Genomic DNA, 13,095 nt, shown 5'->3' on the forward strand with positions numbered 1-13,095 from the left:
CCTCCCCCACGGGGAGGTTTGGTGGGGCTCAAACAAACATATTATTCACTTCATCTTTTTCTGCTACCCCCTCTTGTGGAGGGGGACAGGGGGAGGTGGTTAAATTTTTTATAACATGAAAAAAACTTTGACACAGGCTATTATCATATTAGCCTTCTTAACAACAACAATCGGCCTGCACGGGCAAGTAACCATCGGCAGCGGTGAGAAGCCCAATGCCGGAGCGCTACTCGACTTAAAGATGAATGCGAACGGCTTATCTACGCTGGGGTTAGGTTTGCCGCGTGTGCAACTAAGCAAATTAAGACCTACTACGGATACAGAATTGGCTCAGTCGATTGGCAATACTTCGGAAAGCTACAATATGGCCGACCATGTAGGATTGATAGTCTATAACACTTTGGACAACCCTCTCTGTGGAAGACCTGCCGGGCCATTCCTTTGGGATGGAGAGCAATGGGTACAGTTGATGGGTACAGTTTCCGAGAGCGGACCCAAAGGCAGCTACGCCGAGGATGTGCAAGCCCTGAAAGACCTCTACAATGCCAACCCGGGCAATACGCTGGGGTGGAATTTGAGTGGTGATCCCACAACTTTTGCCGGGGTTACCTGGACGACTATATGCGGCGAAAAAAGAGTAACAGAATTGATGCTTTTTGCCAAACAGCTAACCTTTGCTACCGGAATCGGTAAGCTTTATACTTTGACATTTCTGAATTGTCATAGTAACAAACTGACAAGTCTGGATGTATCGACCAACACGGCCTTAACAACACTGTATTGCCAACTTAATCGGCTGACAAGTCTGGATGTATCGGGAGCCACGGCTTTAACAAAACTGAATTGTCATAGTAACCCACTGACAACTTTGGATGTTTCGGCAAACACTAATTTAACATCGCTGGAATGCAGTTTTATTCAACTGACGCAAACGGAAGTGGATAAGTTTAAGCTTCATCCGAATTATTGCCCCTGTATATCTAGTTGGTCTGTAGCTCCCCAGTATTTCCCGGGCACAACGACAGCGGATTACTCTATAACCAAGCCTACTTGTCCGTAACCACCTCACCCTATATCCCTCTCCAGCAGGAGAGGAAACTACCTCCCCCCGCCCCCTCCACAAGAGGGGGAATAAAAAAGTCTCCCCCAGTTGGGGGAGAAACAACGTTCGACGGAACGGAGTGTAGTCAATTAGAGGGGGTGCGTCAACTATTATCAAATAATTTATCTGTACTTATAAGTCTCCCCCACTGGGGGAGGTTGGAGGGGGTGGGACTGTTTCTCTGTGTTCTTTGTCATCCCGAGCGGATGCGAGGGATCTCGTTACGCTTTGCGCTGTTCATCCTCGGGTCGGGATGCTTCGCCAAAGGCTCAGCATGACAGAACCGTTCTTTTACTTTGTGCTCTTGGTGTAGAATCTTTGAGCCCTTCGCGGTTAAGTAATAAAAAATGACAAGCTAAAAAAACACTGTATCGCGTCAAATATGTCAAGTGTGTCAAGTTTTAACTAAATTTCGCTTGATAATCAGTAAAGTAGGTTTTTGACAGAACTTGACAGGCATATCAGTCCTGTAAAGAAACGCTTTCTGTCCTTTGAGCCGCTTACGCTCCTCGAAACGTTGTTTGTGGTGAAATTATCTTTTAGATTGATTATTAATCGGTTATTTTTATTAACTATTCCGAAACGAACTAATCGATATAGGGCATGTTATGTAGTATATAAAATGCATTACATAACTTAAAAAACAAAGGTATTATGTTGTCACAAATAATGAACATGGTGAAAGGGTATGCGCAAGATGTTGTGAATAACAATTCGCAAATCCCTGCCGATAAGAAAGGGGCAGTTGTCGAAACAGCTGCAGGAGCTTTAAAAGACGGGTTGACCGATAACCTCTCGGGATTGACATCCCTGTTTTCCGGCAATTCCGGCGGAAGCAGCAATTCGCTCGTAACGATGCTGCAAAATAAGGTCAGCAGCGAACTGACAAGCAGATTAGGTTTAAATGCCGGATTGGCATCAACAATAGCCTCCTCGTTAGTGCCTATGGTAGTGAAAGCTGTTTCGGACAAAGTAGGTTCGGGCGATTTCAATGTCGAGTCATTGATCGAATCATTAGGTGGATCTAAGAGTGGAGGCGGCATTTTAGGAAAAATAGGCAGTCTGTTTGGTAAGTGATACTACTGAGTAGGCTTCTTTTTTGTAGACCGTTGATAACAGTTGTTCGTAGGTTCAGGCCGAAAAGCAACTGTTATTTTCTGTATTATGAAAATATAAGGTTCTTATAGTGAGGGCTTTTTATTTTTTTTATCAATGTCGTGTGCTCTAAGAGGATTATTTTATCCGATTTTTTGTATTTTTGTTAGCTCGTTTTTTTAATAGAAAGATTGAAAGATGAAAATTCAAAAATTTGGGACTGCAACTCTTGCCTCGGCGGATAAAATAAAAGCCGTAGCAGCTATTCTGAAAGAAGGCGGCGGCGATATAGCTGTGCTTTCGTCTATGCAGGGAACGGCAGAGGCTCTGACCGAAATATCCAATTACCTGTATAAAAAGAATCAGGAGGGGGCGAATGAAATAATCAATCGTCTGGAGCTTGAATATTTGAATCTGTCGTCAGTGCTTTTTGTTAAAGATGAGTTCAGGCAAAAAGCCTCGGGCCTCATAACGGCGAAATTTGACTATATCCGCTCGTTCACAAAAGATTTGTTTACCCTTTTCGAAGAGCGCATTGTGCTGGCACAAGGAGAGATATTAAGTACCGAATTGGTGAATCTATACCTTACTGAGAACGGCCTGAAGACAGTATACCTGTATGCACCCGATTTTGTGCGTACCGATAAAAATGCTGTTCCCGATGCTTCCTATATCAAAGAGAAACTAACTCATCTGTTATCAGAGAACAAAGATGCCGATGTATATATAACACAAGGCTATATCTGCCGTAACGCTTATGGCGAAATAGACGATCTGCGCAAGGGTGGGAGCGACCTCTCTGCCTGTCTTATCGGTGCTGCCGTAGGAGCAAAGGAAATACGGATATGGGCAGACATGGATGTGATGCAGAACAACGATTCGCGCTATGTGAAAGGAACAAAGGTGATTCGCCAGTTGAATTTTCACGAAGCAGCCGAATTAACCTATTTCGGGGCGAAGATACTGCATCCGTCGTCGATATTGCCGGCCAAGATGGCGAATATCCCTGTCCGGCTGATGAATACCAATTGTCCTGATACGGAAGGAACACTAATCTCGAACGAAACAGAGCCGAATACGATAAAAGCCGTTGCCGCGAAAGATGGTATAACGGCGATTAAAATCAAATCGGGGCGTATGCTCTTAGCGCACGGATTCCTGCGCCGGGTATTCGAAGTGTTCGAGAATTATCAGACTTCTATCGATATGCTTGCTTCGTCGGAAGTCGGTATTTCAATGACGATAGACAATACAAAGAATTTAGACAACATCGTAGATGACCTGAAGAAATATGGTACAGTTTCTGTTGACAAAGGAATGGTAATAATCGGTATTGTGGGCGACCTCAATTGGGAAAATACCGGATTCCAATCCCTGATAATGGAGGCAGTCGAAGATGTCCCTGTACGGATGATTTCGTACGGAGGTAGCAATTATAATGTATCGTTGCTTATCAAACACGAAGATAAGGAGCGGGCATTGCAATTACTGAATGAGAAACTGTTTAATAAATAATTCGATAAATGAGAAAAGGAAATTTTCCCATCGAGAAATTTAAAGGGATCGAGACACCTTTTTATTACTACGATGCTGAACTCTTGAAGCAAACACTGAAAACGGTAAAAGGGGAGACCAAAAAGTATGGCTTTTTACAGCATTATGCTATCAAGGCGAATGCAAATTCCAAGATACTGCAACATATTGCATCTGAAGGCTTTGGTGCGGATTGTGTTAGCGGAAATGAAATAAAAGCAGCTATCGACGCCGGATTTCCGGCATCCAAGATCGTTTTTGCCGGAGTAGGTAAGACGAATAAAGAAATCAATCTGGCTCTCGACCTGAATATCTTCTGTTTCAATGTGGAATCTTTGCCCGAATTGGAGGTTATAAATGAGTTGGCCGCCAAGAAAGGAAAGACTGCACAGGTGGCATTACGCATCAATCCGGATGTGGATGCGCATACGCACGAATATATTACAACCGGGTTGAGTGAGAATAAGTTTGGCTTCTCGCTGAACCACCTGGAAAAGGCAATAGCATGTCTGGCTAAGTTGTCGAACGTAAAACTTATCGGGCTGCATTTCCATATTGGTTCGCAAATAGAAGATATAAGTGTTTATAAACCATTGTGCGACAAGGTGAATGAGTTGCAGGATTGGTTCGAATCGAAAGGTGTCACATTCGAACATATTAATGTCGGTGGTGGATTGGGAATAGACTATGAAGACCCGAACGGATCTCCGATTCCTGATTTTGCAGCCTATTTCGCGCTTTTCCATACTAATCTGAAATTGCGGGCAGGGCAACAATTGCACTTCGAACTGGGACGCTCTATCGTAGGGCAATGCGGTTCGTTGATAACACGCGTTGTGTATGTGAAAGAAGGAGAAAGTAAGACCTTTGTCATTGTGGATGCGGGTATGACTGACCTTATCCGTCCGGCTTTGTATCAGGCATATCATAAGATCGAAAACCTTTCGTCGGATGAACCGGTGGAGCGCTACGATGTTGTAGGGCCTATCTGCGAATCGTCGGATGTTTTTGCCAAAGACTACGAGTTGAACAAAGCACATCGCGAGGATTTACTTGCACTTCGTTCGGCAGGCGCTTATGGCGAAATCATGGCGTCGCGCTATAACTGCCGCGAGATTCCTAAGGCTTATTTCTCGGATAAGATATAAGAAGCAAAACATGATATAAGATTGAATAAGGGTCGTATAAGTTCATGCGGCTCTTATTTATTTGTATCTTTGGTGTCGTTTTATAAGAATGTATAATCAGAATGATTTGACCGATGCAAATTCCAGTTTCGTTCTATACCATTGATATAGTTGAGATAATAGGTCTCAGCCTGTTGCTGTTGCTTTTTGTTATACAGTTGTATTTTTATCTGGTATATTACCGGAAGCCTTTGAACGAGGCCAAGAAAACGGGAGACACTACTCTTCCTTATAATCGTTTTCCGAAAGTATCCGTTGTGATGGAATCAGAAAATGAATATCTGAATCTGAAAGAGTTGCTCCCGCAAATATTGGAGCAGGACTATCCCGATTTTGAGGTTATAGTGGTGAATAACGGCTCTACGGACGAGAGCTATGAGCTGCTGGAATCGCTGAAAGTGACCTATCCTAATTTGTATCATACCTTTCTGCCTCATTCGCTCGATAAGAAATATGGCTTTCGGAAGATGGCATTGACGCTCGGAATAAAAGCGGCAAAAGGAGATGTTGTTCTGGTGACGGAGCCTTTCTGCCGTCCGCTGTCGAACCGTTGGATTGCTTCCATGATAGAGCAAATGTCCGATGAAAAAGAGATTGTATTGGGGCATGCTTTCTATGCTAAGGATGCGCCTTTCTATAACAGGATTGCCCGTTTCGATGATATGTTTTTCAGCCTGCAATATCTTTCGGCTGCTATCAAGGGGAAACCGTATACGGGAGTTTATCCTAATATCGCCTTTGCGAGACACCTGTTTTTCGATAATAAAGGGTTTTCGGGACATCTATACCTCGAAAACAGCGAAGATGTCTTTATCAATACCATAGCAAATGCTTCGAATACGGCAGTCTGCCTGAATACGGACGGCTTTATGGAGAAGACGTTGAATAGTTTTGCTCATTGGCGCAAGATAAAGAAGTCGTATTCGATGGCCAAAGCCTGTTTTAAAAGCGGTCTTGTGGACTGGTTCTCATTCGAGGCATTCTCTCGCTATCTTTTCTATGGATTGTTCATCGCTTTGGGTGCATATGCTTCTCTCCAACAGGATTGGGGTGTGCTTATTGTAACGGGGCTTTTCTTCTTGATTCGTTATATAGTGCAATTGGTTGTGCTGAACAAATCGTCCAGATATTTCCTTACAGGTACGTTCCGTTTGTCTTTGCTGATACTCGATTGGTTTCAGCCGCTTTATACATTAAGATTCAGAAGCCGTTCGCGGAGAGTAAGATAGTTGGGATGTAGCATCTTTTTTGGTGGCATGCCTTATTTATTGTTCTGTCCTTATCCTCTTGTTATACTCTCGCTCTAATTGAGTATTATCTCTGGAGGAACCGTGAGACGGGAGAAATATTTTGCAACCGGTCGACAATAATCCTTTCCAGCTATCTATCAATTGATTAACATTGTCGGCATAAGGAGGGAATATACTGTCGTTGAATATGCCAAATAACGTATCTCCCACAATGGCTATTTCGTTATCGATAATAAGGCTTACAGAACCGATAGAATGTCCGGGGGTATGAAATAAGTATGCGTTTATTCCTGTCATGCTTAGGTCGAGATATGAATCTGCTTTTATATCATATGGGCAGGGCTCATAATTGAATCTGTGTTCTATTCTCTTTCCTAAAGAGCCTATTATGCGGGTAAAGAAAGTAGTGCCTTTGGGTAAAATGGCTTTTCCGTTAGCCAGATAATCAGCCTCGCTCTTATGGACTATCACAGAAGCTTTGTATTTCGCTCTTATTTTTTGAGCATTTGCGGCATGGTCGTGGTGAGTATGCGTTAATATCAGATAGTCTATTTTGACGATACCGATAGAATCTAATTTTCTTGATAAGTTGTTCCAGTTAGCTTTGGAACTTGTGTCTATCAGGATGGTTGTATTATTATGGCTTAATAGAAAAACATTGCTTCTTCCTGACAAAAGCTGTATGATATTGTATCCATTTTTCGTTTTCCATTTTTTCATTCTTATCCTGATAAATAAGGCAAAAAATCCGAATTTGGGTTACTTATTCTTCAATAACCGTTGGTAAGGCTTATTTATTTTCTCCTCCCAGAAGAGCCACAAAAGGAACATTACCCCGTCGTAATATATCCATGTCAGGATGTCGCGATGGAATACATTGAACCAATCTTTGTAGAATTGATGATGCCCCGCCTGGCTGTTTACCCATGCGCGGTCGTTGTACCATTCGTTTACGTGTATAAACCATTCGGGGAAGGGGTCTTTGATAATGACAAAGATAATCGCTAAACGGACAATATTGATGGTGAGCAGGATTAGCGCGGCTAATGGAATATACCATAGCTTTTTCTTTACCGGGCCGAAATAAAAGGCAATGATAAAGGAAAACATGAGCAATTGTTTCAATCCGGTGCAGGCCCAAACGATGTCGACAGGCAGCCTCTCTTCCCGGTTGAAGTAAAGGGTTATCCCTTCGCGGGTGAAGTCAGTATAGCCGAAAATATCATGTACCAGCCAGTGGATTGCTTTGGCTGTCCAGAGGCATAAACCGTCGGTCAACGAGGTGAGGTCGTGCCCCAGGACGAGCATGATGCTCTCTTCTTCTCCCTCGCGTACGAACAACTTCCAGATGAAGTCGAAGGCAAGGAAAAGGAAGAGAAACCATATAATGTCCTTAAAAGGCTTTATAGGTTTAGGTAATAAGTTATCCAGTTTATGATCGATCCAATTGGTCATTCTTGATATTCGAAATTGCATACGAAGATATTAAAATTACATAATATATCGCTTTAAGCAAAAAAAAAGGTGACATTTTAATTAAACTTTCGAATTACTGAGTTTTTTTAATTTACTTTGCAGCGGATTTATTCCTATTGATATCGGACAGTCCGATATTGAATTTTTTGGGCATCAGGAATAATATTTTGAAGAAAATTATGTTAATATAGTTTGAAACGTGATTGGAGAGTAAATCTCTTTATCTGCACAAAATTCAACTATAAATCGAAAAAAATACAGCATGCTGAAAATAAAAAAGTTCACATTACTTGCGTTATTGGTATTCTTTGCAGGTTCGCTTGCCGCTCAGATGACGAATTCACCGTATAGCCGCTATGGATACGGGGTATTGAAGGATCAGACCGTGGGGCCGTCGAAAGGGATGGGAGGAATAGGATATGGTTTGCGTCATAAGCAAGGTGCCAACCCGCTGAACCCGGCATCTTATACAAGTGTCGATTCCCTTACTTTCATGCTCGATATGAGCGTGAACTATACTTCGTCGAAGTTGACGGAGAATGGTGCAAACCAAACGGATGATAACGGAGGATTGGATTATTTGACGATGTTGTTTCCTGTTACCAAAAATATGGCGGTGAGTGTAGGGGCTGTTCCTGTTTCTTCAGTGGGTTATAGTTTTGGTAGTATCGAGAGTGCCGGAGGCGTTTCGTACAAAAAGACATTCGACGGAACGGGCGGTTTAAGCCAGGTGTATGGGGGATTGGGATACCAGACTCCGCTGAAAGGCCTTTCGGTGGGAGCGAATGTTTCGTACTTGTTCGGTAAGATGGAGCATAAACGTAGCCTACCTTCGATAAGCGTTCCGAGTAATACATCGAGCGAGGTGGTGAAACTGAAAGTGCGGACAGCAAAGTTTGACATAGGTGCACAATATCAATTCGACATCTCTCCTAAAAATACATTGATTCTCGGAGCGGTTTTCTCGCCTAAAATAAATTCGAAAGGTGATTATGAAGATCTGACGATTAATTACGATGCTTCGGGTAATGTGGAGAGTTATGATGGCGATACAGTAAAGAATGTTCCTACAGGTATGCCTGCAACGTTTGGTTTAGGATTCACTTTGGTGCATGATCAACGGTTGACCTTTGGTGCAGATGTGACTTTCCAGCAATGGGAAAATGTGAAGTATACCGAGAAAATGGGTGACGGGCTTCCGTCAGATTCAAAGGAGCGCTTTAATAACCGTGTTAAAATTGCTGCGGGTGTTGAGTATGCTATCGCTCCACGCGAACGTGATTTCTTTAAGCGTATGCGTTTCAGAGGAGGTTTCAATTATGCCAACTCGTATATGAATGTAGCCCATACCGATGCCGGTGGTGTTACTCATTACAAAGGATTCGACGAATATGGCGCTACGCTGGGAGTCGGTATTCCGATAAAAGAAGGCGAATTGTATGGAGGACGTACTTCATATATAAATGTCACTTTCGAATACAAGCGGCTCGAACCTAAGATGAAGGCAATGATCAAAGAAGAATACTATGGAGTATCGGTCGGGATCAACTTCAACGAGGTATGGTTCTGGAAGAATAAACTACGATAAACAATATATTTTATCTCTGTCATGGCAACAGGTATAAATCTTAGAAAGAAGTATTTGATAATCATAGCAATCATCATTGCTATGACTTCTTTTTTAGTATCCTGCAATGGCGATAAGAACGATGTGATCAGCATATCCGGCGATCCGGCTGAAATGCCTACTATGCGGACCGACAGCGTCGATATGACGATTTCGTCTGATTCGGGTTATCTCGAGTATCATGTAATCACTCCCGTATGGGAAATATATGATTCGGCAAAAGAGCCTTACTCGTTCTTCCCCGAAGGAGTACATGTCGAGAATTATGATACATTGATGAATATTGTGGCTACGGTAGATGCCGATACGGCATGGTATTATGATAAAAAGCGGTTCTGGAAATTAGCTGGCAATGTTCGCATTCAGAACCCTGCCGGAGAGAAATTTATGAGCGAAGAGTTTTATTGGGATGGCAAGAAAGAAAAAGTCTATTCATCCAAGTTTGTCACAGTGGAAAGGCCGAATAAGATAACCCTTTATGGAGTAGGGGGATTTGAAGCAGATCAACAATTTACGAATTATACCTTCTTTAAGGTGGTAGACTCTCCTGTTGTATATCAGGCAGAGGAAAAGAAGACAGATATTCCTCGTCCTACGGATGAACTTCAAGATGGATCGACAGAGAAAAGTGCAGAAATTAAAGAATAGTCTCGTTTTTTTAATGAATTTTAATCTCGATTTATTATCTTCGCATCCTGAAAAACTATTTTTTGAATAAAAGAAAAAATCTAATAATAAATTAATATTTAGTCAAATGGCTGTATTGCAAAAAATTAGAAGTAGAGCGGGCTTACTCATCGGATTGTTGGGCTTGGCTTTATTAGCATTTATCTTCTCAGACTTGTTTACGTCTTCCAATGCTTTCTTGCGGAAATTTAAGGATAACGTATTTTCTGTTGATGGAACAGTGGTAACGACAAGCGAGTATCGGGAACGTCTTCAGGAATACGATGCATTCCGTAGCTTCTTGTCCGGACAATCGTCTAATGAGGGTAACCAGGATTTGCAAAATCGTGAAACTGTTTATCGCGAAATGGTTGACGAAATGGTGATTTTGCAGGAAGCAGAAAAATTAGGTCTGGCAGTTACAGCAGACGAAATGTCTGATTTGTTTTACGGCTCCAATCCTTCATCGCTTTTTTATTACGATAAAGAGATTGCACAGATGTTCCGTGATCCTCAAACAGGACAGTTCAATCAGGCATTCCTCATAAACTTTTTGACGATGATGCGTAATGGTTCGCCTGTTGCCGAAGAGCAAGCATATTTGGATCGTGCAAAAAGTGTATGGCCATACATAGAGAAAAGAGTAAAGATACAGCGTCTTAAAGAAAAATATGCTGCTTTGGTTGGTGCTACGACTTTTGCTAATAGCGACGAAGTGAAAATTGCATACGAAGATGCTAAGACAAATGCAAACTTTGCATATGTTGTGCAGCCATATACATCTCTCTCAGACTCGTCAGTTACGGTATCAGAGAGCGAAATGAAAGCATTGTATGATAAACGCAAAAATAACTTTAAACTGCAATCGGAAATTTCTACTATCTCTTATTTTATCAAAGATGTGATTCCGAGTGATGCGGATTATGCAGTGGTGAGAAAAGAAATGGTGACGGCTGCCAAGAAATTGAGTGAATCAGACGATATGCTTGGTGTGCTAAATGAATATTCAGCGCAATATGTAGACGCTTTCGTTTCACCGGCTTTCTTGTCGGCAGAAGCTCGTAACTTTATCGAATCAGCAAATGTTGGAGACGTTTTAGGACCTATTACTATTGGGCAGGATCTCCTTGCAATCAAATATGTAGACAAAACGGTTGCTCCCGATTCAGTTCACTTGCAAAGAATTGCCATACCTGAGATGTTTGACAAGAAGATGGTCGATAATATTGCCGATAGTTTGTTGAATGTAATCAAAAAAGGTAAATCGTTCGCATCTGTTGCAAATGAAATCGATCCTTCGGCACAAGATGGATATATTGGATGGCTGACTGAAGCTCAATTAGCATCGATAGATATTAATAAGCCTGTTTTTGCAGCAAAACAAGGAGAGATCGTTAAACTAAATGTACGTGGCGAGACATGGCTTGTTCGCGTTGCTGAAAGAACAAAACCTGTAAAGAAAGTTAAGATAGCCGCTATCAGCATGCCTGTTATTATCAGTGAGAGAACGTTGAACTCGATAGACAATGAATTGAACCAATTTATATCTGAGAATGGCAATGTGGATAAATTTGACCAAAGTGCCAAAACTAAAGGGTACGGATTGGTTTCTGACGCCATGATAGCACCGTCTTTCATCGGTTTGGATCAGGCAGACGGAACGACTAATAACATTATTTCTTGGGCGTTTAACAATGAAACGGGTAAAGTCGCGAAGTTTGACTATCCGGACAAAAAGATTGTAGCCATTATCAAATCAAGAGTTGATGATGATTATGTACCTTTCTCGGAACCATCATTGAAGAAAATACTGAAAGATGAATTAATCCGCGATAAGAAAGCGGAAAAGATAATAGCAGATCTTAAATCGAAAAACCTCACAACGCTTGATGCTTATGCGCAGGCAATGGATGCAAAAGAGGAGACTGTTGATTATGTTTCGTTCGATACCCGTCAGTTGTCATTCGGATACGAGCCATTATTCAACGTATATGCTAAACATGGAGCTGTAGATCAATTAGCGGCGCCGTTGAAAGGTGAGGATGGTGTATATGCAATAAAAGTGACAGCTAAGGCTGAGGACACGAAAGAATTCAATGCAGAGCAGATTAAAATGCGTCTGAACCAGGAAATCTCATATCAAATGCGTCAAGGTGCAATCTTTGTTTTGCGTGACAAAATGGATGTGAAAGATAACCGGATAAAATTCTGATAAATATCTTATATTATTATAAGGAGACCCTTACAGTTATGACTGTAAGGGTTTTTCTTTTAAATTTGCAATATGACAAAAAAAGAACGATATCAAAAAGTCTTGGGATGGTTTTCGGAGAATATGTCTCTTGCAGAAACCGAGTTGCATTTTGATACGCCATTCCATTTGCTTATAGCTGTTATCTTATCGGCTCAATGTACCGATAAGCGCGTTAATATGGTTACTCCGGCCTTGTTTAAGGCCTTTCCGTCGCCGGAGGTAATGGCGGCTTCATCTCAGGAGGAAGTATACACGTATATTAAAAGTATATCCTATCCTAATAATAAGGCAAAAAACTTGGTAGGGATGGCTCGGAAGCTCATAAACGATTTCGGAGGAGTTGTTCCCCAAACCCTCGAAGAACTTGAATCGATACCCGGGGTAGGGCGGAAGACGGCTAATGTGATGCTTATTGTCGCTTTCAATAAGCCGGCTATGCCTGTCGATACACATGTTTTCCGCGTTTCTAACCGTATCGGATTGACAAATAATTCGAAGACGCCTAAAGAAACAGAACGCGAATTACTGAAATATATCCCCTCTGATTTGTTATCAAAAGCCCATCATTGGTTAATTCTGCATGGCAGATATGTTTGCTTGGCACGAAAACCTAAATGCTTGGAGTGCGGAATAGCCCCTTGGTGTAAATATTTTACGCAAAAATGATGAATTATAACTTCTTGATAAATAGCGTGATATTTTATGCGTGAAAAAATATTAAAAAGTTTTTTCGAAAAACTTTGAATAGCGAAAAAAGATGCCTATCTTTGCACCGCTTTAGTCGGGAAGGATATCCCGAGAGAAAGCGAAAAAAGCGAGCTCATTGACATATTAGAAAAGAGATAGATTTAAGCGTGTAGTACAGATTGTTTGTATTTCGGTATAAATAATCGACAAGTATCAAT

At 41.7% G+C, this 13,095-nt stretch carries 11 protein-coding genes; 9 read left to right on the top strand and 2 right to left on the bottom strand.

All coding sequences use genetic code 11. The features are described from left to right. Positions 1–115 precede the first annotated feature (115 nt). The 5 genes from D0T66_RS05565 (at position 116) to D0T66_RS05585 (ending at position 6,146) form a co-directional block, all read left to right on the top strand. Positions 116–1,060 (top strand): hypothetical protein, encoded by a 945-nt coding sequence (locus D0T66_RS05565; protein ID WP_163356251.1) that lies wholly within the window; start codon positions 116–118, stop codon positions 1,058–1,060. Positions 1,061–1,756: 696 nt separating this feature from the next. After that, complete coding sequence (locus tag D0T66_RS05570; RefSeq protein WP_163356252.1) at positions 1,757–2,179, top strand: hypothetical protein; 423 nt, start codon at positions 1,757–1,759, stop codon at positions 2,177–2,179. A gap of 216 nt (positions 2,180–2,395) precedes the next feature. Then, a complete protein-coding gene (locus tag D0T66_RS05575) occupies positions 2,396–3,712 on the top strand; it encodes an aspartate kinase (RefSeq protein WP_163356253.1) in 1,317 nt (438 codons plus the stop codon). A gap of 8 nt (positions 3,713–3,720) precedes the next feature. After that, a complete protein-coding gene (lysA, locus tag D0T66_RS05580; protein ID WP_163356254.1) occupies positions 3,721–4,878 on the top strand; it encodes a diaminopimelate decarboxylase in 1,158 nt (385 codons plus the stop codon). A 113-nt stretch (positions 4,879–4,991) separates the two neighbouring features. Beyond that, entirely contained in the window at positions 4,992–6,146 is a 1,155-nt protein-coding gene (locus D0T66_RS05585; RefSeq protein ID WP_163356255.1) for a glycosyltransferase, read from the top strand. A gap of 36 nt (positions 6,147–6,182) precedes the next feature. Here D0T66_RS05585 and D0T66_RS05590 read toward each other — a convergent pair whose 3' ends face one another. Both D0T66_RS05590 and D0T66_RS05595 read right to left on the bottom strand, forming a co-directional pair. Continuing rightward, positions 6,183–6,887, bottom strand: coding sequence for an MBL fold metallo-hydrolase (locus D0T66_RS05590; RefSeq protein ID WP_163356256.1), 705 nt, complete (start codon positions 6,885–6,887; stop codon positions 6,183–6,185). Between the two features lie 39 nt (positions 6,888–6,926). Then, positions 6,927–7,622 carry an exosortase/archaeosortase family protein gene (locus tag D0T66_RS05595; protein WP_255489725.1) on the bottom strand — a complete coding sequence of 232 codons (696 nt, stop codon included), beginning with the start codon at positions 7,620–7,622 and terminating at the stop codon, positions 6,927–6,929. Positions 7,623–7,905: 283 nt separating this feature from the next. Between D0T66_RS05595 and D0T66_RS05600 the strand changes: the two genes are divergently transcribed. The 4 genes from D0T66_RS05600 (at position 7,906) to nth (ending at position 12,856) form a co-directional block, all read left to right on the top strand. Then, complete coding sequence (locus tag D0T66_RS05600) at positions 7,906–9,231, top strand: hypothetical protein (protein WP_163356258.1); 1,326 nt, start codon at positions 7,906–7,908, stop codon at positions 9,229–9,231. Positions 9,232–9,252: 21 nt separating this feature from the next. Next, on the top strand, positions 9,253–9,918 hold the full coding sequence (gene lptC / locus D0T66_RS05605; RefSeq protein WP_163356259.1) for an LPS export ABC transporter periplasmic protein LptC: 666 nt from the start codon (positions 9,253–9,255) through the stop codon (positions 9,916–9,918). A 106-nt stretch (positions 9,919–10,024) separates the two neighbouring features. Then, a complete protein-coding gene (locus D0T66_RS05610) occupies positions 10,025–12,148 on the top strand; it encodes a peptidylprolyl isomerase (protein ID WP_163356260.1) in 2,124 nt (707 codons plus the stop codon). Positions 12,149–12,220: 72 nt separating this feature from the next. Then, complete coding sequence (nth, locus tag D0T66_RS05615) at positions 12,221–12,856, top strand: endonuclease III (RefSeq protein ID WP_163356261.1); 636 nt, start codon at positions 12,221–12,223, stop codon at positions 12,854–12,856. The last annotated feature ends 239 nt before the right edge of the window (positions 12,857–13,095 follow it).

Source organism: Dysgonomonas sp. 25, assembly GCF_010501075.1.
Classification (GTDB): Bacteria; Bacteroidota; Bacteroidia; order Bacteroidales; family Dysgonomonadaceae; genus Dysgonomonas.

What these genes read in the sequence shown, in the direction of transcription:
- D0T66_RS05610 (WP_163356260.1), top strand. Translation starts at nt 10,025, where the DNA reads ATGGCTGTATTGCAAAAAATTAGAAGTAGAGCGGGCTTACTCATCGGA.
- D0T66_RS05600 (WP_163356258.1), top strand. Translation starts at nt 7,906, where the DNA reads ATGCTGAAAATAAAAAAGTTCACATTACTTGCGTTATTGGTATTCTTT.
- D0T66_RS05595 (WP_255489725.1), bottom strand. Translation starts at nt 7,622, where the DNA reads ATGACCAATTGGATCGATCATAAACTGGATAACTTATTACCTAAACCT.
- D0T66_RS05585 (WP_163356255.1), top strand. Translation starts at nt 4,992, where the DNA reads ATGCAAATTCCAGTTTCGTTCTATACCATTGATATAGTTGAGATAATA.
- nth (WP_163356261.1), top strand. Translation starts at nt 12,221, where the DNA reads ATGACAAAAAAAGAACGATATCAAAAAGTCTTGGGATGGTTTTCGGAG.
- lysA (WP_163356254.1), top strand. Translation starts at nt 3,721, where the DNA reads ATGAGAAAAGGAAATTTTCCCATCGAGAAATTTAAAGGGATCGAGACA.
- D0T66_RS05570 (WP_163356252.1), top strand. Translation starts at nt 1,757, where the DNA reads ATGTTGTCACAAATAATGAACATGGTGAAAGGGTATGCGCAAGATGTT.
- lptC (WP_163356259.1), top strand. Translation starts at nt 9,253, where the DNA reads ATGGCAACAGGTATAAATCTTAGAAAGAAGTATTTGATAATCATAGCA.
- D0T66_RS05565 (WP_163356251.1), top strand. Translation starts at nt 116, where the DNA reads ATGAAAAAAACTTTGACACAGGCTATTATCATATTAGCCTTCTTAACA.
- D0T66_RS05575 (WP_163356253.1), top strand. Translation starts at nt 2,396, where the DNA reads ATGAAAATTCAAAAATTTGGGACTGCAACTCTTGCCTCGGCGGATAAA.
- D0T66_RS05590 (WP_163356256.1), bottom strand. Translation starts at nt 6,887, where the DNA reads ATGAAAAAATGGAAAACGAAAAATGGATACAATATCATACAGCTTTTG.